This is a genomic window from Microbacterium maritypicum, from assembly GCF_041529975.1.
Taxonomy (GTDB): domain Bacteria; phylum Actinomycetota; class Actinomycetes; order Actinomycetales; family Microbacteriaceae; genus Microbacterium.
On sequence record NZ_CP168030.1, the window covers coordinates 888,605 to 912,173 of the forward strand.

The window sequence follows — 23,569 nt, forward strand, 5'->3', positions numbered from 1 at the left end:
TGTGAGAGGAACTTGCAGGTAATTAGTTAGTCGTGGATACTTTTTCCTAACCCCCGGTGAATACCCGATATTCGCCTGGACTTTTCAAAGAGGAGATCCCCGCATGCACAAGCGCATTCTTCCGGCCGTGGCGCTCGGCGCCGTGGCCACGCTCGCCCTCGCCGGCTGCGCCGGCGGCGGTGACACAGGCTCCACCGACGGCGAGGGCAAAGAGCTCACCGTCTGGATCATGAAGGGCACCAACCCGGACGCGTCGGCCTTCTACGACGACGTCGCCGAAGCCTTCGAGAAGGAGACCGGCGCCACCGTCAAGATCGACGAGATCCAGTGGGCAGACGCGCACGACCGCTTCGTGACCTCGATCGCCGGTGGCACGACTCCTGACATCGCCGAGACCGGCACCACCTGGACCGCCGAGTTCGCCGACGCGGGCGCGCTCCTCCCGATCGACGAGTACGTCGACGGCGAGAAGGGCCTGCGTGACGACCTGGTCGAGGGCCTCGAGGTCGCCGGCACCTACGAAGACGAGCTGTACGGCATGCCCTGGTACGCCGGTGTCCGCTCGCTCATGTACCGCGCCGACGTGTTCGAGGAGCTCGGTCTCGAGGCTCCGAAGACGTGGGACGACATCGTCGCCGCGGGTGACGCCATCAAGGCCGCGAAGCCCGACATGCTGCCGTTCCCGGTTCCGGGCGACGCCGAGTTCCAGGTCTACCCCTGGGTCTGGGGTGCCGACGGCGAGATCGCCACGAAGGACGGCGACACCTGGACCAGCGAGCTCGACAGCGCCGAATCGCAGGCCGGCATCGAGTTCTACACGGGCCTCGCCACCGAGCACGGCTTCTCTTCCGCAGGTGCCACCACCTGGAAGGAGACCGACCTCCGTGACGCGTTCACGCAGGGCAACGTCGCCATGATGCTCTCGGGCTCGTGGACGCCGAACTCGCTCATCGAGGCGAACCCCGACCTCGAGGGCAAGATCGGCGCCGCGGTCATCCCCGGGAAGGACGGCGGCATCGCCCCGTCGGTGCTCGGTGGATCGCACCTCTCGATCTTCAACACGACGAAGAACGCCGACCTGGCGTGGGAGTTCGTGAAGCTCGTCACGACCGGCGAGTTCGCCGAGCAGTGGTCGGACGAGACCGGATACTTCCCGGGTGTGCAGTCCGCGATGGAAGAGGCCCTCGCCTCGACCGACCCGCTGGTCGCACCGTTCGCCGAGCAGATGGTCGATGGCGGAGCATCCGTCCCGGTCACCCCGAACTTCGGCGCCGTCCAGGCGAAGAAGACGACCAACTCCATGATCCAGGCCATCCTCAGCGGACAGAAGGACGTCGCGACCGCGACGAAGGACGCTTCCGCCGAGATGACCGAACTGCTCAACCAGTAAGGAAGCATCCCTTCCATGTCGATGGTGCAAGCGCCACTGCCGGCCACGAAGGCGGAGTCCACCTCCGCCTCCGTGGCCGGCGGCCGGAAGCGACGCGGTCTCTCGATCGTCGCGGCCCGCCCCTGGCTTCTTCTCGCGCCCGGGCTGGTCATCCTCGCGGTGCTCATGCTCTGGCCTCTCATCCAGGTGTTCATCTACTCGCTGCAGGACTACGGCCTGCGCGAGATCAACACCGGGGAGAACAACTGGATCGGTCTCGACAACTACGTCGAGGCGCTCACCAACCCGACTCTCTGGACGGTGGTGCTGCCCAACACCGTCGGCTTCGCCGCTGTGGCGGTCTTCGTCACGGTGGCCGTCGGCACGCTCGTGGCCCTGCTGCTCGCGCGGCTCGGCACCACGTGGCGCGTCATCGTCTCCAGCTGCATCATGGTCGCGTGGGCGATGCCCGCCGTGACCGGTACCTACGTCTGGACCTTCATCTTCGATGCCGACCGCGGCATCTTCAACCAGGTCCTCACCGACCTCGGGCTCATGGACGATCCGGTCAACTGGTTCACGAACCAGTGGTCCTTCTACGCGATCGTGCTCCTGAACGTCGTGCACCACGGCTTCCCGTTCGTGGCGATCACCGTGCTCGCCGGACTCCTCGGCGTCTCGAAGGAGATGCTCGAGGCGGCGGCTCTCGACGGCGCCGGCGCCTGGCGTCGTTTCTGGAAGATCATCTTCCCGACGCTCCGCCCGGTGTTCTCGGTCGTGATCATCCTCTCGACAATCTGGGACTTCAAGGTCTTCGCGCAGGTGTACCTGATGCCCGGCGGCGGTGGCGGAAACCGCCAGGTGCTGAACCTCGGCGTCTGGTCGTACGTGGAGTCGTTCGGCCAGAACCGCTACGGCTTCGGTGCAGCGCTCGCCGTGCTGCTCACGCTGGTCCTGATCGGCATCACCATCGTCTACATCCGCTCCCTCATGAAGGAGGACGAGCTGTGAACCCGCGCCCTCGGCTCCGCTCCCGGATCGGACTCGGCATCGCGGTCGCCGCGGTCCTGATCTTCACGTTGTTCCCCGTGTACTGGATGGTCTCCAGCGCGTTCGACGGCAAGGCCTCCAGTGGTGGGCAGTCGCTGATCCCGCAGGAGTTCACGTGGGACAACTTCGCATTCGTCCTCACCGACGGCGGCTTCGGCACGTACCTGCGCAACTCGGCCATCGTCGCCCTCGTGACGGTCCTCGTCAGCGCCCTCGTGTGCCTGCTCGCTGCCGTCGCTGTCGCGCGGTTCAAGTTCAAGTTCCGCACGATGATCCTGATGATGATCCTCGTGGTGCAGATGGTGCCGCTCGAGGCGCTCGTCATCCCGCTGTTCCTCCAGGTCAAGAGCCTCGGCCTGCTCAACAGCATCCTGGGCCTCATGGTCGTCTACGTCGCCCTGTCGCTCGCCTTCGGCATCTGGATGCTGCGCGGCTTCGTCGCCGCCGTTCCGGTCGAGCTCGAGGAGGCCGCCTACATCGACGGTGCCAGCTGGTGGCGGATGTTCCGCTCGGTGCTGCTGCCGCTCGTCATGCCCGGCCTCGTCGCGACGAGCATCTTCAGCTTCATCACGGCGTGGAACGAGTTCATCTTCGCGATGACGATCCTCGGTGCCCAGACCGATCAGTACACGGTCTCGATCGGCCTCAAGTCGTTCTTCGGCCTGCACTCCAACGACTGGGGCAGCATCATGGCCGCGTCGACCATCATCACCGTCCCGGTCATGATCTTCTTCGTGCTGGTGCAGCGCAAGCTCGCCTCCGGCATGGTCGCGGGAGCCGTGAAGGGATGACCGACGAACTCGAGCGCCTCGCGAACGGGGTGCTGTGGCCGGGGTTCTTCGGCACCGAGGCGCCGGAGTGGCTGCGCGCCGAACTGCGTGACGGCCTGGCCGGGGTCGTGTACTTCGGCCAGAACGTGGGCGAAGGACTCCCGGCGCTCAGCGCGGCGATCCTCGACGCGAACCCCGACGCCCTGATCGGTATCGACGAAGAGGGCGGCAGCGTCACCCGCCTGGAATCCGCCACAGGGTCGACCGTTCCCGGAGCAGCCCAGCTCGGTCTGCTCGACGACCTGGTGGCCTCGGAGAAGACCGGCGCAGAGCTGGCTCGGCGCGTGCGCGCGGTCGGCGCCAACGTGGTGCTCGGCCCGGTCGCCGACGTCAACACCGACCCCCGCAACCCGGTCATCGGCGTGCGGGCGTTCGGCGACGACGAAGCGCTCGTCTCACGGCACGTGGTCGCCACGATCGACGGCATCCAGGATGCGGCGGTCGCCGCATGCGTCAAGCACTTCCCCGGTCACGGCGACACCCACATGGACTCGCACCACTCCCTCCCCGAGATCACCCTCGATCTCGAGGAGTTCGAGCGGGTGCACCTCGAACCGTTCCGCGCGGCCGTCGACGCGGGCGTGGATGCCGTGATGACCGCGCACATCGTGGTCCCGGCGTGGGGCGAGCAGCCCGCCACGCTCAACCCCCGGGTGCTCGGCAAGCTGCGCGACTGGGGGTATGACGGCGTCATCATCACGGATGCGCTCGACATGGCCGCCATCCGCGAGACCGTCGGACTCGGTGGGGGAGCAGCCCTGGCCCTCGCCGCCGGTGCCGACCTGCTCTGCATCGGAAACCCGACCAACCCCGGCGACGCCGCGCTTCCCGACCAGGACGAGCGAGACTTCCGTGCGGCCCGTGACGGGATCGTCGCCGCACTGCGTGACGGCTCGCTCTCGCGTGAGCGCGTCGAGGAGGCCGCCCGTCGGGTCGCCGCCCTCGCCGCCAAGCTCCGCGCGGCCGCCGACCGCGACCAGGAGACCGCCGACGACTTCGATGCCGCGGAGATCGTGCGTCGCGTGCTGATGGTCACCGGTGACACCCCCGCTGCAGCATCCGAGCTCGCAGTGATCGATGCCCGTCGCCGCTCGACGCTCGCGGTCGACAGCGCGGGCTCGTATGTCGCGAACGCGCTCGCCGACGACGGTCTGCGCGTGCGCCTCGATGTGGCATCCACCCCGCTCGCCGAGCAGGACCGTGTGCTGGACGAGGTCGTCGCAGCTCCCGGAACCACGGTGCTGCTGATCGACCGTCCGGATACCGATGCCGCGCAGCGGGCTCTCGTCGAACGGGCGGCGGTGCGGGATCCGGCAGCGGTCGTCGTCAATGTCGGTCTACCGACGACGAACCCGTTGCCGCTGCCGACCGTCGAGGTCGCCGCGGCCAGTAGGCTCGGTGCGCAGATGGCGCGCGATGCGCTTCTGGGGCGTTTCGCCGTGAAGCAGAGGGCCAGCGCCGACTGAGGACAGGATCACTCCATGGACGATGACGTTCTGGCACGTGTGCGGCGCTCGCTCTCGAAGCTGAGCGCCGCGGAGGCGCGGGTCGCGGAGACGATCCTCGGCGACCCGACGCTCGTCGTCGACCTGGCCATCAACGACCTCGCCCAGCTCTGTCGGACCTCGCTGTCGACGGTGGCCCGTTTCTCCCAGTCGCTGGGGTACAGCGGTTACCGGGAGCTGCGCGTGGCGGTCGCCCGTGCGATCACGCTCGCCCAGGCGCAGCAGGCGCGGTTCGGTCTGGACACCACGGCCATCGATCCGGACGACGGGCCGACGGCCATCGCCGCGAAGCTCGCCGCGCAGGAGATCGACGCGATCGAGAAGACCGCCCTCGCCCTCGATGCCGCAGCCCTCGACCGGGTAGCCCGCGCGGTTGTCGATGCCCGGCACATCGACCTCTTCGGACAGGCGGCATCGTCGCTGACGGCGCAGGATCTGCTGCTGAAGCTGTCGCGCATCGGGTGCTCCGTGTCGCATTCGCCGGACCCGCATCTCGCGGTGACGACGGCTTCGCTACGCACGGCGGATGACGTCGCGATCGCGTTCTCGCACGGCGGGGAGACCGCAGAGACCCTGCGGGCGCTCGAGGTCGCCCGAGATGCCGGTGCGCTGGCTGTCGCGGTCACCAGCGTCGCGGAGTCGACTCTCGCGCTCGCGGCGGACGTCGTGCTGCTCACGCACGCGCACGAGTCGCCGTTCCGGATGGCGGCGATGTCGAGCCGCATCGCCCAGCTCGCTCTGGTCGACGTGCTGTTCGTCCGTGTCGTGCAGCACCGCGGCGAACCGGTGGCCGTCTCTCTGCAGCGCACCCACGACGCGGTTCCCGCGCGCCGCCGCCGCACCTGACTCCCCGTGCCCGTCTCCCCGTGTGGGGAGGCATCCTCCGTGTCGGGCGGAGAAACCCGGGGCGACTTCCGCCCCACGGCGAGTTCTCCGCCCCGCGGCGCACGGCTCAGTCGACGTGGTCGCGGGTGCTGAGGAGCGCGCGGGTCGCGATGCGGTGCCCGCGGGCGACGCTCCCGGTGAGCGACAACCCGGTCAGCACCCCGGCGAGGAAACCCGCGGCGAAGGCGTCTCCCGCGCCGATGGTCTCCACGACCGGGGCATCGAGCGCGTCGCTCTCGGCACGCTCTTCGCCGTCGAAGGCGACGGCCCCGCTGGCGTCGGTGACCGCCAGGTAGCGCGGCTGGGGGAACTGTGCGCGCAGTTCCTGAGGATCGCTGGTCCCGAACACCGCTTCCGCGTCGGGGCGTGTGCAGAACACGATGTCGGCGCGGCGGGCGAAGCCGGACACGATCTCCCTGCCCTCCGCCTCGCGGCCACGCCACAGCGCCGGGCGCCAGTTCAGGTCGAAGCTGACGAGCCGGCCGGGACGATGGTCGGAGTACAGCGCCTCCTGGGCGGCGAGCGCAGATGCGGAGATGGCGGGCGTGATCCCGGAGGTGTGCACGAGCGCGGCCCTGGCGAGCAGGGTGGATGCCACCGGCGCAGCCAGCTTCTCGGGCGACATCGCGGCGGCCGCGGAGCCCGCGCGGTAGTAGTGCATCGTCCCGTCGACCGCGCCGTCCGCACGGGCGACGAGCTCCTTCACATAGAGCCCGGTCGGCGCCTGATCGTCGATCTCCACGGCCGTGTCGTCGACGCCGTGTGCGCGCAGCTCCGCGGTGAGGAACCGGCCGAATCCGTCGTCGCCGACCCGGGAGAGGACAGCAGTTCGGATGCCGGCCGACGACAGAGCGATGGCGGTGTTCCATTCCGCTCCGGCCAGGGAACGGTGAAAGGTGCGGCAGTCCTCCAGCGGTCCGGCTGTGGCGGCGACGAGGGCGACCATGCCTTCGCCGAAGCAGATGGCGAGCGGGGTGGAGTCGGACACGGTCTGGACACTACCCGATCGGCAGGGCGCCCGCCGATACCGGATTGCAATGCGGATGCGTTTGGCATCTGCCGATCTGCTGGGTACCGTCTAGTCATCACCGTCGCCGAGGCGAAGAAGCCTCGGGACGCGCAAAGAAGCGCCCGACAGGGAAGGTCACACAATGCACCAATCAGTCAAGCGTCGGCGAGGACTCATCGCCGTAACCGGAGCCACGATCGCCGCGATCGCCCTCGCAGGGTGCGTCGCCAGCGAGCGGGGCGACGACGATGCGGACGCGGGAGGCGATGTCGACGGGACGTTCGTGTTCGCGGCATCCTCCGACCCGGCCAGCCTCGATCCCGCCTTCGCGCAGGATGGCGAGAGCTTCCGCGTCTCGCGGCAGATCTTCGAGGGTCTGGTGGGCACCAAGCCCGGTACGGCAGATCCGGCACCGCTCCTCGCCGAGAAGTGGGAGTCGTCCGACGACGGCATGTCGCACACGTTCACCCTCAAGGAGGATGTGACCTTCCAGGACGGCACCCCGTTCAACGCCGAGGCCGTCTGCGTCAACTTCGACCGCTGGTTCAACTGGACCGGTCTCGCCGCCTCGGAAGCGTTCGGCTACTACTACAACAAGCTCTTCAAGGGCTACGCGTCCAACGCGGCCGATGCCGTGTACAAGTCGTGCACCCCCGATGGCGACTACTCGGTCACGATCGAGCTGAACAAGCCGTTCGCCGGTTTCATCCCGTCGCTCTCGCTGCCGTCGTTCGCGATGCAGAGCCCGTCGGCGCTGCAGGAGTTCGGTGCGGACGAGGTCGCCGGCTCCGCCGAGGCCCCGCAGCTGTCGGAGTACGCCATGGGACACCCGGTCGGTACCGGCCCCTACCAGTTCGACGAGTGGGCACCGGGCGAGCAGGTCACGCTCAAGGCCTACGACGACTACTGGGGCGAGGCGGGGCAGATCGACGAGATCATCTTCCGCACGATCGACGACCCGACCGCCCGCCGCCAGGCGCTCGAGTCCGGCTCGATCGACGGCTACGACCTGGTCGGTCCCGCCGACACCAAGGCACTCGACGACGACGGCTTCACGATGGTGTCGCGCCCGCCGTTCACGATCCTCTACCTGGCGTTCAACCAGGCGATCCCGGAGCTGCAGGACCCGAAGGTCCGTGAGGCGCTGTCGTACGCGGTCGACAAGGACGCGCTCATCAGCCAGGTGCTCCCCGAGGGCACCGAGAAGGCGACGCAGTTCGTGCCGGAGGTCGTCAACGGGTACAACCCCGATGTCACGACCTACGACTACGACCCCGAGAAGGCCAAGGATCTGCTGGCCGAGGCCGGCTACGACGAGGCCAACCCGTTGAAGCTCACGTTCAACTACCCGGTCAACGTCTCGCGTCCGTACATGCCGGACCCCGAGCAGATCTACACCGTCCTGTCGTCGCAGCTGTCCGAGGTCGGCGTCGAGACCACCCCGGTCTCGGAGGAGTGGGTCGAGTACCTCGACCGCACCACCGGCACCGCGGATCACGGCATCCACCTGCTGGGCTGGACCGGTGACTACAACGACACCGACAACTTCGTCGGCGTCTTCTTCGGACAGAAGAGCTCCGAGTGGGGCTTCGACAACCCGGAGCTGTTCCAGAAGCTGACCGAGGCGCGCGGCGTCTCCAGCCTCGAGGAGCAGACGCCGCTGTACGAGGAGATCAACGAGATGGTCGCCGAGTTCATCCCCGGCGTCCCGCTCGCGCACCCGGCGCCGACTCTGGCGTTCGACCCCCGCGTGAAGAGCTATCCGGCCAGCCCGGTGAACGACGAGGTCTTCACGGACATCGTCCTCACCAAGTAGTCGGCCTGACCATCTGATATGCCGAGTCCCGGTCCCGCACACATGCGCGGGACCGGGACACGGCGTACCTTCTGATCGACGGAGATCTTCGTGCTGCGCACCATCGGCAGGCGACTGCTGTTCCTCATTCCCACTCTGTTCGGGCTCAGCATCCTGCTGTTCGCCTGGGTCAGAGCCCTTCCCGGCGGCCCCGCGGTCGCCCTACTCGGCGAGAAGGCCACACCGGAGGCCGTCGCCAGGGTCAACGAGCTCTACGGCTTCGACGAACCCCTCATCCAGCAGTACTTCACCTGGATCGGGCGACTGCTCCAGGGCGACTTCGGAACGTCCATCCAGACGAACCGCCCCGTCGTCGAGGAGTTCATGCGCCGCTTCCCGGCGACGCTCGAGCTGAGCGTCATGGCGCTGATCTTCGCGATCGGCGTCGGCATCCCTCTCGGATACTGGGCCGCTCGTCGTCACGGCAAGCTCACCGACCACGCGTCGGTGGTGCTGAGCCTGATCGGCATCACCATCCCGGTGTTCTTCCTGGCGTTCATCCTGAAGTACGTCTTCGCCGTGCAGCTCGGATGGCTGCCGTCGGACGGCCGTCAGGATCCGCGAATAGACGCCACCCATCCCACCGGGTTCTACGTGTGGGACGGCATCATCACGGGCGAGTTCGATGCCTCGTGGGATGCGATCCTGCATCTGATCCTGCCGGCGCTCGCGCTGGGCACGATCCCTCTCGCCATCATCGTCCGCATCACCAGGGCCAGCGTCCTGGAGGTGCAGAACGCGGACTACGTGCGCACCGGACGGGCGAAGGGCGTCGGAGCCCCGACGCTGCGCAACCGCTTCATCCTGCGCAACGCGATGCTGCCGGTGATCACGACGATCGGCCTGCAGACCGGACTCCTGATCTCGGGCGCCGTGCTCACCGAGACGGTGTTCGCGTTCCCGGGCATCGGTTCGTTCCTGGCGCGGGCGATCTTCACCAGGGACTTCCCGGTCCTCCAGGGATTCATCATCTTCATCGCGATCGCGTACGCGCTGATCAACCTGGCGGTCGATGTCTCCTACAGCTTCATCGACCCGAGAGTGAGGGTGCAGTGATGTCCCTCGTCATCGTCCGAAAGGAGGCGGTCTCATGAGCATCGCCCTCCCACCCGCCCAGGGCCCGTCGGCCGAGAGCGGCGGCAGCATCGACACCGTCGCGATCGCCCAGGCCGACCTCAAGAAGGGCTCCGGCGGTTTCTGGCGGGATGTGTTCCGTCGGCTCCGCCGCAACCCGACCGCATGGATCGGCGCGGTCATCGTGGTGCTGTTCCTCCTGGTCGCCGCTCTCGCTCCGTGGCTCGCTCCGTACCCGGAGACGGCGCTTCCCGGCGCGAAGTACATCACGCCGACCTACATCCCGGGTCCGGGCGAGGTGCCGGGGTTCCCGCTGGGCCTCGACCGTTTCGGCGGCGACGTGCTGTCCAAGCTCATCTGGGGTGCGCAGGCCTCCCTGATGATCGGCGTCATCTCCACCGCGATGGGACTCGTGGGCGGCATGATCCTCGGCCTCCTCGCCGGCACGTTCGGCGGGTGGGTCGACACCCTCATCATGCGCGTCGTCGACATCATCCTCTCGGTGCCGAACCTGCTGCTGGCGGTGTCGATCGCCGCGATCCTCGGGCAGACGCCGTTCGCGGTGATGATCGCGATCGGTGCTTCCCAGGTGCCCATCTTCGCTCGGCTGCTCCGTGCGTCGATGCTGCAGCAGCGGTCGAGCGACTACGTGCTCTCGGCGCAGACACTCGGTCTCGGCCGCGGCAGCATCACGATGTCGCACGTGCTGCCGAACGCCATCGGCCCCGTGATCGTCCAGGGCACGTTGACGCTCGCGACGGCCGTGATCGATGCGGCCGCGCTGTCGTTCCTCGGTCTCGGCGGCGGCGGCCCCGCGACCGCCGAGTGGGGGCGCATGCTCACCTACGCGCAGGCCGAGCTCGCGATCGCCCCGTGGCTCGCGTTCCTCCCGGGTATCTGCATCGCCGTCACCGCGCTCGGCTTCACCCTGCTGGGCGAAGCGCTGCGTGAGGCGATGGACCCACGGACGAGGGCACGATGAACGCCCGCGACGAAGGCGCGATGCGCGCCGCGAAGGAGAATCAGATGTCCACCGAGCCGCTGCTGTCCGTCCAGGGGCTCGCCGTGGACTTCGCCACCATGGACGGCGTCGTGCACGCCGTCGAGGGTGTCGACCTCGAGATCCGACCCGGTGAGACCGTCGCGATCGTGGGCGAGTCCGGTTCGGGCAAGTCGACGACGGCCATGGCCATCATCGGGCTGCTCGCAGGGGGAGGGAAGATCGCGTCGGGCAGCATCCGGCTCGACGGGAAGGAGATCTCCCACGCGCCGGAGCACGAGCTGCGCACGATCCGCGGTCGCGACATCGGCCTCGTGCCGCAGGACCCCATGTCGAACCTGAACCCGGTCGCGAAGATCGGCACGCAGGTGGCGGAGACACTGCTCGCGCACGGACTCGCCACGCGGCAGAACGTGCAGGCGAAGGTGGTCGAGGCGTTGACCGCCGCCGGCCTCCCCGATCCGGAGCGGCGCGCCAAGCAGTATCCGCACGAGTTCTCCGGCGGCATGCGTCAGCGCGCCCTGATCGCGATCGGTCTGGCGTGCAAGCCACGGCTGCTGATCGCCGACGAGCCGACCAGTGCGCTCGACGTCACGGTGCAGCAGACGATCCTCGACCAGATCGGCGCGATGACCCGTGAGCTGGGAACGGCGGTGCTGCTCATCACCCACGACCTGGGCCTCGCCGCTGAGCGGGCCGAGCGGGTGATCGTGATGCACCGGGGCAAGGTCGTCGAGCAGGGCGACGCGCGACAGATCCTCGAGGATCCGCAGCATCAGTACACGAAGTCGCTCGTGCAGGCGGCACCATCGGTCGCCGTCGCCCGGCTGCAACCTCAGGCGTTCCAAGTAAAGGAACGGGTGGACGGAGCAGACGCCTCCAGCGCGGCGGCACCGGTCGACAACATCGTCGAGATCGAGAACCTCACCAAGGTGTACCCGGTGCGCGGGCGCGGAGAGGACTTCGTGGCCGTCGACGACGTGTCGCTGGTGATCCCGCGCGGGGAGACCGTGGCGATCGTGGGGGAGTCCGGGTCGGGCAAGACCACGACCGCGCGGATGCTGCTCAAGGTGATCGAACCCACGAGCGGGCTGATCCGCTACGAGGGCAAGGACATCGCGTCGCTGAGCCGAGCGGAGATCAAGGAGTTCCGGCAGCAGGTGCAGCCGATCTTCCAGGATCCGTACTCGAGCCTGAACCCGATGTTCACGATCGAACGTCTGATCGCCGAGCCGCTCGACTTCTACAAGAGGGGGAGCAACGCCGACCGGCGAAAGCGCGTCCGGCAGCTGCTCGACGACGTGGCGCTGCCGCAGTCGATGCTGCGCCGGTATCCGTCAGAGCTGTCCGGCGGCCAGCGGCAACGTGTCGCGATCGCCCGGGCGCTCGCGCTGTCTCCGGATCTGATCGTGTGCGACGAGCCGGTGTCGGCGCTGGACGTGCTGGTGCAGGACCAGATCCTGACGCTGCTCGGCGACCTGCAGAGCGAGTACGGGCTGAGCTACCTCTTCATCTCGCACGACCTCGCGGTGGTGCGCCTCATCAGCGATTACGTGTGCGTGATGAAGGACGGGAAGCTCGTCGAGGCGGCGACCTCTGAGGAGATCTTCACGAACCCGCGCGACCCGTACACGCGGCGTCTGCTGGCGTCGATCCCGGGCAACGAGCTGAACATCGCGTCCTGACATCACCGGGTCGGCCGTGCGCCGACCCGGTGATCGGATGCTCATACCGCAGCATCCGAGATTGGTCAAGGACTCCGCTTGCCATGTCGCACAATCGTGCGTATAGTTGGTAGTTGCGCTCGCTTCTCCCTGCCCTCATATGGTGGTCGGCATCTGTTGAGTTCCCGGGCGCACACTCCACCTGACGACAAAGGAATCGAGAAGCCCTGCGGGGCTCACGGAGGTTATTCCCTTGGCTGCTGCTCGCAACGCATCCACATCCACCACCACCAAGAACGGACGCGGAGCTTCCCGTCTTTCGTTCGCCAAGATCTCCGACACGCTGACTGTCCCAGACCTTCTTGCCCTGCAGACCGAGTCCTTCGGTTGGCTGGTCGGAAACGACGCCTGGAAGGCGCGCGTCGCCGAGGCCAAGAAGCAGGGTCGCACCGACGTCAACGAGAACAGCGGTCTCGGCGAGATCTTCGAGGAGATCTCTCCGATCGAGGACCTCGGCGAGACGATGCAGCTGTCGTTCACGAACCCGTACCTCGAGCCGGAGAAGTACTCGATCGAGGAGTGCAAGGAGCGTGGCAAGACCTACGCCGCTCCGCTGTACGTCGAGGCCGAGTTCATGAACCACCTCACGGGTGAGATCAAGACCCAGACGGTCTTCATGGGCGACTTCCCGCTCCAGACCGACAAGGGCACGTTCATCATCAACGGCTCCGAGCGCGTCGTCGTCTCGCAGCTCGTGCGCTCGCCGGGTGTCTACTTCGACAAGACCCCCGACAAGACGAGTGACAAGGACATCGTGTCGGCTCGCGTCATCCCGAGCCGTGGTGCATGGCTCGAGTTCGAGATCGACAAGCGCGACCAGGTCGGCGTGCGCGTCGACCGCAAGCGCAAGCAGTCGGTCACGGTCTTCCTCAAGGCGCTGGGCATGACCAGCGAGGAGATCCTCGCCGAGTTCGCCGGCTACACCTCGATCGAGGAGACGCTCGCGAAGGACACGATCGTCACGAAGGAAGATGCGCTCCGCGACATCTACCGCAAGCTCCGTCCGGGCGAGCAGGTGGCCGCCGAGGCAGCCCGTGCGCTCCTCGACAACTTCTACTTCAACCCGAAGCGCTACGACCTGGCCAAGGTCGGTCGCTACAAGATCAACCACAAGCTGGGCCTGGACCAGCCGCTGAACTCGTCGGTGCTCACCGTCGAGGACATCGTGGCCACGATCAAATACCTCGTCCGCCTGCACGCAGGCACCGAGGAGACCTTCACGGGCATCCGCGGTGGCAAGAAGGCCGAGATCCGTCTCGCGACCGACGACATCGACAACTTCGGCAACCGTCGCATCCGCGCGGTCGGCGAGCTGATCCAGAACCAGGTCCGCACCGGTCTGTCCCGCATGGAGCGCGTCGTCCGCGAGCGCATGACCACGCAGGACATCGAGGCCATCACGCCGCAGACCCTGATCAACGTGCGCCCCGTCGTCGCCGCGATCAAGGAGTTCTTCGGAACGTCGCAGCTGTCGCAGTTCATGGACCAGAACAACCCGCTCGCGGGTCTGACGAACAAGCGTCGTCTCTCCGCGCTCGGCCCCGGTGGTCTCTCGCGTGACCGCGCCGGCGTCGAGGTCCGTGACGTCCACCCGTCGCACTACGGCCGCATGTGCCCCATCGAGACGCCTGAAGGCCCGAACATCGGTCTGATCGGTGCTCTCGCGACGTTCGCGCGCATCAACTCGTTCGGTTTCATCGAGACCCCGTACCGCAAGGTCGAGGGTGGCGTCGTCACCGACCAGATCGACTACCTCACCGCGTCCGAAGAGGTCGACTTCAACATCGCGCAGGCCAACGCCCCGCTCGATGCCAAGGGTCGCTTCCGCGAGAGCCACGTCCTGGCACGCCCCAAGGGCGGCAGCGGCGAGGTCGACCTGTTCGTCCCCGAGGAGATCGGCTACATCGACGTCTCCCCGCGCCAGATGGTCTCGGTCGCGACCTCGCTCGTCCCCTTCCTCGAGCACGACGACGCACAGCGCGCCCTCATGGGTGCCAACATGCAGCGTCAGGCTGTGCCGCTGCTCCGCAGCGACTCGCCGCTCGTCGGAACCGGTATGGAGGGCTACACGGCCATCGACGCCGGTGACGTGCTCACCGCCGACAAGGCCGGTGTCGTGTCCGAGGTCTCCGCAGACCGCGTCGTCGTCATGCTCGACGAGGGCGGAACGCAGGAGTACCACCTGCGCAAGTTCGACCGCTCCAACCAGGGCACGTCGTACAACCAGAAGGTCGTCGTCAACGCCGGTGAGCGCGTCGAGGTCGGAGAGGTCATCGCCGATGGCCCCGCCACCGAGAACGGCGAGCTGGCCCTCGGAAAGAACCTCCTCGTCGCGTTCATGACGTGGGAGGGCTACAACTTCGAGGACGCGATCATCCTGAGCCAGGACCTGGTGAAGGACGACACCCTCTCGTCGATCCACATCGAGGAGTACGAGGTCGATGCTCGCGACACCAAGCTCGGCAAGGAGGAGATCACCCGTGACCTCCCCAACGTCAGCCCGGAGCTGCTGAAGGACCTCGACGAGCGCGGCATCATCCGCATCGGCGCCGAGGTCCGTCCCGGCGACATCCTCGTCGGCAAGGTCACGCCGAAGGGTGAGACCGAGCTGTCGGCCGAGGAGCGTCTGCTCCGCGCGATCTTCAACGAGAAGAGCCGCGAAGTCCGTGACACCTCGCTGAAGGTGCCCCACGGTGAGCAGGGCACGATCATCGCCGTCAAGGAGTTCAACGCCGAAGACGGCGACGACGAGCTCGGCTCCGGCGTGAACCGCCGCGTCGTGGTCTACATCGCCCAGAAGCGCAAGATCACCGAGGGTGACAAGCTCGCCGGCCGTCACGGCAACAAGGGTGTCATCGCGAAGATCCTCCCGATCGAGGACATGCCGTTCATGGCGGACGGCACCCCGGTCGACATCGTGCTGAACCCGCTCGGTATCCCGGGTCGAATGAACTTCGGTCAGGTCCTCGAGACCCACCTCGGGTGGATCGCGAAGCAGGGCTGGAAGGTCGAGGGCACCCCGGAGTGGGCGGCTCGTCTGCCGGAGCAGGCCTTCGAGGCGGCTCCCGGTACGAAGGTCGCCACCCCGGTGTTCGACGGTGCGAGCGAGGAGGAGATCGCCGGTCTCCTCGACGTGACCACCCCGACCCGCGACGGTGTCCGTCTGATCGACTCCACCGGAAAGGCCCAGATGTTCGACGGCCGCTCGGGTGAGCCGTTCCCGGCTCCGATCTCCGTGGGCTACATGTACATCCTGAAGCTGCACCACCTGGTCGACGACAAGATCCACGCACGTTCCACGGGTCCGTACTCGATGATCACCCAGCAGCCGCTCGGTGGTAAGGCGCAGTTCGGTGGACAGCGCTTCGGTGAGATGGAGGTGTGGGCCCTCGAGGCCTACGGCGCCGCGTACGCGCTCCAGGAGCTCCTCACGATCAAGTCCGACGACATCCTCGGCCGCGTCAAGGTGTACGAGGCGATCGTCAAGGGCGAGAACATCCAGGAGCCCGGCATCCCCGAGTCCTTCAAGGTGCTCATGAAGGAGATGCAGTCGCTCTGCCTGAACGTCGAGGTCCTCTCGGCCGACGGCACGCTGGTCAACCTCCGCGACACCGACGATGAGGCGTTCCGCGCCGCAGAGGAACTCGGTATCAACATCTCCAGCCGCTTCGAGGCCGCCTCGATCGACGAGATCTAATCCGCTGGTGTGCTCGGGAGCCCCGCTCCCGAGCACACCCCAGCAGACTTCTCAAAAAGAATTCCGACACAGGAGAATCAGTGCTCGAGTCAAACACTTTCGATGAGCTTCGCATCGGCCTGGCCACCGCGGACCACATCCGCGCGTGGTCGTACGGTGAGGTCAAGAAGCCCGAAACCATCAACTACCGCACCCTGAAGCCGGAGAAGGATGGTCTCTTCGGAGAACAGATCTTCGGCCCGTCCCGCGACTGGGAGTGCGCCTGCGGCAAGTACAAGCGTGTCCGCTTCAAGGGCATCGTCTGCGAGCGCTGCGGCGTGGAGGTCACCAAGAGCTCCGTCCGTCGCGAGCGCATGGGTCACATCGAGCTCGCCGCTCCCGTCACCCACATCTGGTACTTCAAGGGTGTGCCCTCGCGTCTCGGCTACCTGCTCGACATGGCGCCGAAGGACCTCGAGAAGGTCATCTACTTCGCCGCCTACATGGTCATCTCGGTCGACGAGGATGCTCGTCACCGCGACCTGGGCACGCAGGAGAACAACATCCGCCTCGAGCTGAAGACGCTCGGCGACCGCCGCGACTCCAAGATCGCGGAGCGCCTGGCCAAGCTGGAGGAGGAGCTCGCTGCTCTCGAGGCAGAGGGTGCCAAGGCCGACGCCAAGAAGAAGGTGAAGGACGCCGCCGAGAAGGAGATGTCCCTCATCCGCAAGGGTGCCGACGAGCAGATCGCCAAGCTCGAGCGCGTGTGGGAAGACTTCCGCACCCTCGAGGTCGGCGCACTGCGCCCGGAGGACGACGTCTTCCACGAGCTGCAGGACCGCTTCGGTCAGTACTTCGAGGCCTACATGGGCGCCGAGTCGATCCAGCGTCGCCTCGCGGCGTTCGACCTGGTCGCCGAGGCGGAGAACCTGCGTCTGCAGATCTCCGAGGGCAAGGGCCAGCGCAAGATCCGTGCGATCAAGCGCCTCAAGGTCGTCAGCTCGTTCCTCGAGACCGGCATGAGCCCGGCCGCGATGGTCCTCGACGTCGTCCCGGTCATCCCGCCGGAGCTGCGCCCGATGGTCCAGCTCGACGGTGGCCGTTTCGCCACCTCCGACCTGAACGACCTGTACCGCCGCGTCATCAACCGCAACAACCGTCTTCGTCGTCTGATCGACCTCGGTGCTCCCGAGATCATCGTCAACAACGAGAAGCGCATGCTGCAGGAGGCCGTCGACGCACTGTTCGACAACGGTCGCCGTGGTCGTCCCGTCACCGGTACCGGAAACCGTGCCCTGAAGTCCCTCAGCGACATGCTGAAGGGTAAGCAGGGTCGCTTCCGTCAGAACCTGCTCGGCAAGCGCGTCGACTACTCCGGCCGTTCGGTCATCATCGTCGGCCCGCAGCTGAAGCTGCACCAGTGTGGTCTGCCCAAGCAGATGGCTCTGGAGCTCTTCAAGCCGTTCGTCATCAAGCGTCTGATCGACCTCGGTCACTCGCAGAACATCAAGGCCGCCAAGCGCGCGGTCGAGCGCACCCGTCCCGAGGTCTGGGACGTGCTCGAGGAGATCATCCGTGAGCGTCCGGTTCTGCTGAACCGTGCACCCACGCTGCACCGCCTCGGCATCCAGGCGTTCGAGCCGCAGCTCGTCGAGGGCAAGGCCATCCAGCTGCACCCGCTCGTCTGCGCGGCGTTCAACGCCGACTTCGACGGTGACCAGATGGCTGTGCACCTGCCGCTGTCGGTCGAGGCTCAGGCCGAGGCCCGCGTGCTGATGCTCGCGTCGAACAACATCCTGAAGCCGTCCGACGGACGCCCGGTCACCCTGCCTTCGCAGGACATGATCATCGGTCTGCACCACCTGACCACGGTCAAGGAGGGCGCAGCCGGTGAGGGCCGTGCATTCGGTTCGGTGGGCGAGGCGATCCTGGCCAAGGACGAGGGCACCCTCGACCTCCAGGCGAAGATCCGCATCCGCATCCCGGGTCTGACCTTCCTCGAGGGCGAAGCTCCCGAGGGCTACGAGCGCCACGGTCTCGTGGACGCCTCGCTGGGTCAGGCGATCTTCAACGACACGCTGCCGAAGGGCTACCCGTTCGTCCGCGAGCAGGCTGACAAGAACAAGCTGTCGCAGATCGTCAACAAGCTGGCCGAGGAGTACCCCAAGGTCGAGACCGCTGCATCGCTGGACCGCATCAAGGACGCCGGCTTCTACTGGGCCACGCGCTCCGGTGTGACCGTCGCCCTGAGCGACATCCTCACCCCGCCGAACAAGGCGGAGATCGTCGCCGGCTACGAGAAGCAGGCCGCGAAGGTCCAGTCGCAGTATGAGAAGGGTCTGACGACCGACTCCGAGCGTCGCCAGGAGCTCATCAAGATCTGGACCGAGGCGACCGACGAGGTCCAGGCCGCGATGAAGGCGAACTTCCCGGAGGACAACACCATCAACCGCATGGTGTCCTCGGGCGCCCGTGGTAACTGGCTGCAGATCCGGAACATCGCCGGTATGCGTGGTCTCGTGAACAACCCCAAGGGTGAGATCATCCCGCGTCCGATCATCTCCTCGTACCGCGAGGGTCTGTCGGTTGCGGAGTACTTCATCGCGACGCACGGTACCCGTAAGGGTCTGGCCGACACCGCTCTGCGTACCGCCGACTCGGGTTACCTGACCCGTCGTCTGGTGGATGTCTCGCAGGACGTCATCATCCGCGAAGAGGACTGCGGCACGTCGAAGGGCCTCGAGCTCCCGATCGCCGCTCCGAACTCGCAGGGCGAGCTGGTGCGCGACGCGAACGTCGAGAACTCGGTGTTCGCTCGTACGCTGGCCTCCGACGTGGTCGACAGCAAGGGCGAGGTCCTCGCCTCTGCCGGTGACGACGTGGGTGACGTGCTGATCGACAAGCTGGTCGCTCTGGGCGTCGAGACCATCAAGGTGCGCTCGGTCCTGACCTGCGACTCCGCCGTCGGTGTCTGCGCGCAGTGCTACGGCCGTTCGCTCGCGACGGGTAAGACCGTCGACATCGGCGAGGCCGTCGGTATCATCGCGGCCCAGTCGATCGGTGAGCCCGGTACCCAGCTGACGATGCGTACCTTCCACACGGGTGGTTCGGCATCGGCGGACGACATCACGCAGGGTCTTCCCCGCGTGCAGGAGCTCTTCGAGGCGCGTACCCCCAAGGGCGCGTCGCCGATCGCCGAGGCCGATGGCCGCATCGCGATCGACGAGACCGACAAGGGCAAGAAGGTCATCCTCACGCCCGACAGCGGTGAAGAGCCGGTCATCTACCCGGTGCTGAAGCGTGCGACGCTTCTCGTCGAGGACGGGCAGCACGTCACGGTCGGTCAGCCGATCCTGGTGGGCACGCTCGACCCCAAGGAGATCATGCGCGTCATGGGTGCTCGCGAGGTGCAGCGTTACCTCGTCGGCGGCGTCCAGGGCGTGTACCGCTCGCAGGGTGTGCCGATCCACGACAAGCACATCGAGGTCATCGTCCGTCAGATGCTCCGCAAGGTCACTGTCGTCGATCACGCCGACACGAACCTGCTGCCGGGTGAGATGGTCGACCTCAAGCGCTACCAGTCGATCAACCGCGAGACCGTGGCAGAGGGCAAGCGCCCCGCGTCGGGCCGACCGGAGCTGATGGGTATCACGAAGGCGTCGCTCGCGACCGAGTCGTGGCTGTCGGCCGCCTCCTTCCAGGAGACGACCCGCGTGCTCACCGAGGCTGCGATGCAGGGCAAGCGCGACCCGCTGGTCGGTCTCAAGGAGAACGTCATCATCGGTAAGCTCATCCCCGCCGGAACCGGTCTCTCGAAGTACCGCGACGTCACGGTCGAGGCCACCGAGGAAGCCAAGAGCGAGCGTTACCCGAACCGGATCTTCGCATCCGACGGCGCGTACGCCGACGGCGACTTCGGATACGTCGACTTCGACGCGTTCTCGACGGACGACATCACCCCCGGTACGTATAACTGAGTACTGAGTGATTGAGGAAGGCCCCGGGGTTCGCCCCGGGGCCTTCTTCGTGCGCGCTGCCATCCGCCGAGTGCACGGTTTGCTGCCGAGCGCACGGCGAGTTCGCGTGGACGAGCCGTGCGCTCGACACGAGGCCGTGCACTCGACGGCGGGGTGGCGGGGAAGCGGGCGCGGTAATGTCGGCGGGTGAGCAACGAGACATCTTCCGCTCGGTCCGTGGTCGTGATCGGCGATGCCTTGATCGACGAGATCCACGATGCCGCGGGGGTGCGTGAACTGGTCGGCGGCGCCGCGCTGAACGTCGCCGTGGGCCTGCGTCGGCTCGGCATCGAGACGACTCTGATCGCCATGGTGGGTGACGATGAGGCCGGCGCGCACATCCGCGAGTACCTCTCCGATCACGGCGTGCGTCTGATCTCGAGCGAGGCACCCCTCGGGTCTTCACGCGCGATCGTGCGGCGGGCGGCGAACGGTGAACCGGAGTACGTGTTCAACGAGGCGGCCCGGCAGCGCAGCATCCGTTACTCGGACGAGGCGCGCGAGGCGATCGCGGATGCCGGGCTCGTCGCGATCAGCTGCTTCCCCTTCGACGTGCCGAGCGAGGTGGATGCTCTCGTCGGTGCCCTCGCTGATGCCCGTGTCGCCGTGGACCCCAATCCACGTCTCGGGATGCTGCACGATCGGGCCGAGTTCGTCCGAGGGTTCGAACGGATCGCCGCATCGGCAGTCATCGTCAAGGTCGGCGCCGACGATGCCGCGCTCCTCTACGATGGCGATCTCGACGCGCTGCGAGTGCGGCTTCGCGAGATCGGTGCCGCTGCGGTGCTGGCGACCGCAGGTGCTGCCGGCGCGACGCTCGACACGGAAGCGGGCATCGCCTCCGCGCCGATCACCCCGCTCGCCGGTGACGTGATCGACACGGTCGGCGCAGGAGATGCGACGCTCGCAGCCGTTGCCGCTGGGCTGGTGTCCACGTCCCCGACCGAGCTGAGGGAGTGGCGTGTGCTCCTCCTCCGCGCCATGCACATCGCGGCTGCGACGTGTCGCGCGGAGGGCGGTCTGCTGCGGACTCCGGAGTCGTTGGCGGACGCTCAGCGCGGGGTCCACGGCAGCTGACGGTTCGATTTCTTCGACCCGGCTCGGGCAGGTATGCTTATCTTTCGTGCCCCCGGTTGGCTGTTCAAGTCGGACGGGTGCGCTCTGGCGAGTTACCCAAGCGGCCAAAGGGATCTGACTGTAAATCAGACTGCTCAGCATTCGGGGGTTCGAATCCCTCACTCGCCACCACGGAGGTCCTCGGACCCGACCAGGACGTTTCGAAAGGCCGCTGACTCGAGTCAGCGGCCTTTCGGCTTGATCCGATCGTCTCGGCGAGAGGACGCGACGGGGGACCGCGCCCTCGGTCCCGTGCCCAGCCGCCGACGGAGTCCTCGAATTCTGCCCTCGCCCGCTACAGTCTCACTCGAACCACCTACGAGAGGCAGCACCGATGGTCGATGACGCAAGGCTCGCCCAGCTGGAGAACGAGCACGTCGAACTCGTCCTGCGCCGGTTCGACCGCAAAGACGCGTGGGAGCTCGGGCGTGCCATCGCAGAACGGGCACTCGCAGCTGGTCATCCGGTCGCCGTCGACGTGCGCACCTCGTCCGGGATCCTGTTCCACGCGTCGCTGCCGGGCGCGACCGCCGATAACGATTCCTGGGTGGAGAAGAAGGCCGCGACGGCCCTCCGCTTCGACACCAGCACCGCGCTGCTGGAGGCACGGATCGAGAACGGCGGGCGCGACATGTACGAACCCGGGTGGCTCGATCCCGCCGTCTACGCCGTCGCCGGCGGTGCTGTCCCCATCCGCGTGGAGGGTGTGGGTGTCGTCGCGGTCGCGACGATGTCGGGGTTGCCGTCTGCGCAGGACCACGACAACGTCGTCGACGGCATCCGCGGGCTCGGACTCCTCGCGGGATAGCGCCTCCGGCCCGGCTGCCGGTCAATGCTCGGGCGGTGTGACGCAGATGGCCGGCCCGCATCGGCGGGCCGGCCATCTCTTCGTGATCGGATCAGCGCAGCGTGACGTCGATCGTCTCGGTGAACGGGTCGATGTCGATGTTGGTCGTGATCGCGTAGCCGGAACCGGACGCACCCGTGGGGCGGAACTGGATGCGGATGTTGGTGATGTCGTTCGCGGTGATGATGCCCGTGATCGAGCCGTCAGGGTTCGTCGTCACCACGATGCCGATGGCGTTGGTGACTGCCAGGGTGACGCCAGGGTCGGGCACGATCGTCACGCTCGTGCCGGCGGGAAGCAGCGCGAGGTTCCCGTCCGCGTCGCTGCCCTCCACCGTGAAGTTGGTGACGTTGCCGCTCACGACGCTCACGGTTGCTCCCGTCGCCCAGAAGGTGGCGGGCGGTGCCGTGGTGGAGGCCGCGGCCAGGGGAGTGGCGACCGCGACAGCGACGACCGGCACCGACCACGCCGCCCCCTTGACGAGCGTCCGGCGGGAGAGGCCGTGGGTGTCGAGTTCTTCCTGCATGTTCGTTCCTTGTCCGGCTCTGTCGAGCCCTCTGTTCCGTGGGCTCTCTGTCGTCCCTCGGTAAGGAGTCGGAATGCACTCGGAGGTGACGCGAGGGGGTCAGGAAAGTGGATTCGCGTCACGTTCTCCGCCTTTTCGGCTCTTTCTTCTCCACCTCGCGTCACTTTCGGAGGCCGTCTGACTCCTTGTAGGTGTATCGACGCACAGGCGTCCACACCGGAGGCATCGGCGTCCAATCGAGGGGATTCGGAACAGATGAATGAGAACGAGGTAGCAGTCCCGGGGCGCGGCATGTCGCGCAGGACGATCGTGAAGGGAGCAGCATGGTCGCTGCCCGTGATCGCCGCCGCCGTGGCCACACCACTGGCGGCTGCATCGACGACGAACTGCACGGCGACGGTCAGCACGAGCACCGCCACGTACACACGGCTGAGCGCCACCTCGTCCGTGTTCACGTGGACCGACCTCTTCGGTGACGGCAAGGACTTCACGCTCACGCTCAACGCCGTGCCCAACGGGGCGGCCAACATGACCATCAACACGACGAACAACTTCGTTCTGGATTCCAGCACGCAGGGCAATGAGTCGCTGCCCAGCGTGCGGTTGTCGCTCGACACCGTCAACCTCAACAACATCGGCGGAGGCGAGCGGGTGACATTCAGCTTCGCCCTGGATGGCGCGCCAACCATCGTCGAGAACTTGACGTACAAGATCAAGGACATCGACGGCTTCCAGGCAGTCGATGCCCTCGGCGGCGCAGAGCGCGTCTACCTTTCGGCGGGGGCCGGGACCGGCGTCTACAACTCCGACTGGATCCGCGGACAGGGGACGGCCGCCAACCCGTGGCGGCCGTTCACCGGCGCCCCGAACGTCGAGGTCATTCCCACCAACACGGGAGGCAACATCGCGGTCACCGCAGCGACGGTCGGTGCATTCGACCTCACCTTCGTCGCCAACAACTCGGGTCGTGCGGGCACGGATCGGCCGAACCAGAACATCTGGGTGGGCCCGTTCAGCTTCACCGCGGTGAACCCCGCCTGCCTCGCATGATGCCGTCGAGGAGGTCGACTCGGTCGACGGGATGGGT

Annotated in this window: 16 protein-coding genes and 1 tRNA gene; 15 read left to right on the forward strand and 2 right to left on the reverse strand. The window is 66.9% G+C overall.

Annotated elements, in window-relative coordinates; genetic code table 11:
- The first annotated feature begins 103 nt into the window (after positions 1 to 103).
- The 5 genes from ACCO44_RS04290 to ACCO44_RS04310 are packed head-to-tail and all read left to right on the forward strand — an operon-like array spanning position 104 to position 5,600.
- On the forward strand, positions 104 to 1,390 hold the full coding sequence (locus ACCO44_RS04290; RefSeq protein WP_029261827.1) for a sugar ABC transporter substrate-binding protein: 1,287 nt from the start codon (positions 104 to 106) through the stop codon (positions 1,388 to 1,390).
- Positions 1,391 to 1,405: 15 nt separating this feature from the next.
- On the forward strand, positions 1,406 to 2,380 hold the full coding sequence (locus ACCO44_RS04295; protein WP_029261828.1) for a carbohydrate ABC transporter permease: 975 nt from the start codon (positions 1,406 to 1,408) through the stop codon (positions 2,378 to 2,380).
- Entirely contained in the window at positions 2,377 to 3,210 is an 834-nt protein-coding gene (locus ACCO44_RS04300; RefSeq protein ID WP_029261829.1) for a carbohydrate ABC transporter permease, read from the forward strand. Before ACCO44_RS04295 ends, ACCO44_RS04300 begins: the two co-directional genes overlap by 4 nt.
- Positions 3,207 to 4,715, forward strand: coding sequence for a glycoside hydrolase family 3 N-terminal domain-containing protein (locus ACCO44_RS04305; RefSeq protein WP_372468556.1), 1,509 nt, complete (start codon positions 3,207 to 3,209; stop codon positions 4,713 to 4,715). Before ACCO44_RS04300 ends, ACCO44_RS04305 begins: the two co-directional genes overlap by 4 nt.
- A 15-nt stretch (positions 4,716 to 4,730) precedes the next feature.
- Positions 4,731 to 5,600 (forward strand): MurR/RpiR family transcriptional regulator, encoded by an 870-nt coding sequence (locus ACCO44_RS04310; protein WP_029261831.1) that lies wholly within the window; start codon positions 4,731 to 4,733, stop codon positions 5,598 to 5,600.
- 106 nt (positions 5,601 to 5,706) lie between these two features.
- Here the strand turns inward: ACCO44_RS04310 and ACCO44_RS04315 are convergent, their stop codons facing one another.
- A complete protein-coding gene (locus ACCO44_RS04315; RefSeq protein ID WP_372468559.1) occupies positions 5,707 to 6,627 on the reverse strand; it encodes a sugar kinase in 921 nt (306 codons plus the stop codon).
- A gap of 163 nt (positions 6,628 to 6,790) precedes the next feature.
- Between ACCO44_RS04315 and ACCO44_RS04320 the strand changes: the two genes are divergently transcribed.
- The 9 genes from ACCO44_RS04320 to ACCO44_RS04360 all read left to right on the forward strand — a co-directional run bounded on the left by ACCO44_RS04320 (position 6,791) and on the right by ACCO44_RS04360 (position 21,917).
- On the forward strand, positions 6,791 to 8,464 hold the full coding sequence (locus tag ACCO44_RS04320; protein WP_372468561.1) for an ABC transporter substrate-binding protein: 1,674 nt from the start codon (positions 6,791 to 6,793) through the stop codon (positions 8,462 to 8,464).
- Positions 8,465 to 8,554: 90 nt separating this feature from the next.
- Positions 8,555 to 9,559, forward strand: a complete 1,005-nt coding sequence (locus ACCO44_RS04325; RefSeq protein WP_105712362.1) for an ABC transporter permease — start codon at positions 8,555 to 8,557, stop codon at positions 9,557 to 9,559.
- A 34-nt stretch (positions 9,560 to 9,593) separates the two neighbouring features.
- The gene (locus ACCO44_RS04330) at positions 9,594 to 10,559 is read left to right on the forward strand and encodes an ABC transporter permease (RefSeq protein ID WP_029261835.1); all 966 of its coding nucleotides are present in this window, start codon (positions 9,594 to 9,596) and stop codon (positions 10,557 to 10,559) included.
- Positions 10,556 to 12,262 (forward strand): ABC transporter ATP-binding protein, encoded by a 1,707-nt coding sequence (locus tag ACCO44_RS04335; RefSeq protein ID WP_372468563.1) that lies wholly within the window; start codon positions 10,556 to 10,558, stop codon positions 12,260 to 12,262. The genes ACCO44_RS04330 and ACCO44_RS04335 overlap by 4 nt, the downstream gene beginning before the upstream one ends.
- Positions 12,263 to 12,494: 232 nt before the next feature.
- On the forward strand, positions 12,495 to 15,998 hold the full coding sequence (locus ACCO44_RS04340) for a DNA-directed RNA polymerase subunit beta (RefSeq protein WP_105712378.1): 3,504 nt from the start codon (positions 12,495 to 12,497) through the stop codon (positions 15,996 to 15,998).
- Positions 15,999 to 16,078: 80 nt separating this feature from the next.
- A complete protein-coding gene (rpoC, locus tag ACCO44_RS04345) occupies positions 16,079 to 19,954 on the forward strand; it encodes a DNA-directed RNA polymerase subunit beta' (RefSeq protein WP_029261838.1) in 3,876 nt (1,291 codons plus the stop codon).
- A gap of 186 nt (positions 19,955 to 20,140) precedes the next feature.
- Entirely contained in the window at positions 20,141 to 21,070 is a 930-nt protein-coding gene (locus tag ACCO44_RS04350; protein ID WP_372468566.1) for a PfkB family carbohydrate kinase, read from the forward strand.
- Positions 21,071 to 21,156: 86 nt separating this feature from the next.
- Positions 21,157 to 21,241, forward strand: a tRNA-Tyr gene (locus tag ACCO44_RS04355).
- A 202-nt stretch (positions 21,242 to 21,443) separates the two neighbouring features.
- Positions 21,444 to 21,917, forward strand: a complete 474-nt coding sequence (locus ACCO44_RS04360; protein ID WP_372468568.1) for a heme-binding protein — start codon at positions 21,444 to 21,446, stop codon at positions 21,915 to 21,917.
- A 91-nt stretch (positions 21,918 to 22,008) separates the two neighbouring features.
- Here the strand turns inward: ACCO44_RS04360 and ACCO44_RS04365 are convergent, their stop codons facing one another.
- Positions 22,009 to 22,482, reverse strand: coding sequence for a hypothetical protein (locus tag ACCO44_RS04365; protein ID WP_029261841.1), 474 nt, complete (start codon positions 22,480 to 22,482; stop codon positions 22,009 to 22,011).
- Positions 22,483 to 22,737: 255 nt separating this feature from the next.
- On the opposite strand from ACCO44_RS04365, the gene ACCO44_RS04370 reads away from it, so the two are divergent.
- Positions 22,738 to 23,532, forward strand: coding sequence for a hypothetical protein (locus ACCO44_RS04370; protein ID WP_372468570.1), 795 nt, complete (start codon positions 22,738 to 22,740; stop codon positions 23,530 to 23,532).
- The last annotated feature ends 37 nt before the right edge of the window (positions 23,533 to 23,569 follow it).

What these genes read in the sequence shown, in the direction of transcription:
- ACCO44_RS04365 (WP_029261841.1), bottom strand. Translation starts at nt 22,482, where the DNA reads ATGCAGGAAGAACTCGACACCCACGGCCTCTCCCGCCGGACGCTCGTC.
- ACCO44_RS04290 (WP_029261827.1), top strand. Translation starts at nt 104, where the DNA reads ATGCACAAGCGCATTCTTCCGGCCGTGGCGCTCGGCGCCGTGGCCACG.
- ACCO44_RS04360 (WP_372468568.1), top strand. Translation starts at nt 21,444, where the DNA reads ATGGTCGATGACGCAAGGCTCGCCCAGCTGGAGAACGAGCACGTCGAA.
- ACCO44_RS04335 (WP_372468563.1), top strand. Translation starts at nt 10,556, where the DNA reads ATGAACGCCCGCGACGAAGGCGCGATGCGCGCCGCGAAGGAGAATCAG.
- ACCO44_RS04310 (WP_029261831.1), top strand. Translation starts at nt 4,731, where the DNA reads ATGGACGATGACGTTCTGGCACGTGTGCGGCGCTCGCTCTCGAAGCTG.
- ACCO44_RS04370 (WP_372468570.1), top strand. Translation starts at nt 22,738, where the DNA reads ATGAATGAGAACGAGGTAGCAGTCCCGGGGCGCGGCATGTCGCGCAGG.
- ACCO44_RS04305 (WP_372468556.1), top strand. Translation starts at nt 3,207, where the DNA reads ATGACCGACGAACTCGAGCGCCTCGCGAACGGGGTGCTGTGGCCGGGG.
- ACCO44_RS04330 (WP_029261835.1), top strand. Translation starts at nt 9,594, where the DNA reads ATGAGCATCGCCCTCCCACCCGCCCAGGGCCCGTCGGCCGAGAGCGGC.
- ACCO44_RS04320 (WP_372468561.1), top strand. Translation starts at nt 6,791, where the DNA reads ATGCACCAATCAGTCAAGCGTCGGCGAGGACTCATCGCCGTAACCGGA.
- ACCO44_RS04295 (WP_029261828.1), top strand. Translation starts at nt 1,406, where the DNA reads ATGTCGATGGTGCAAGCGCCACTGCCGGCCACGAAGGCGGAGTCCACC.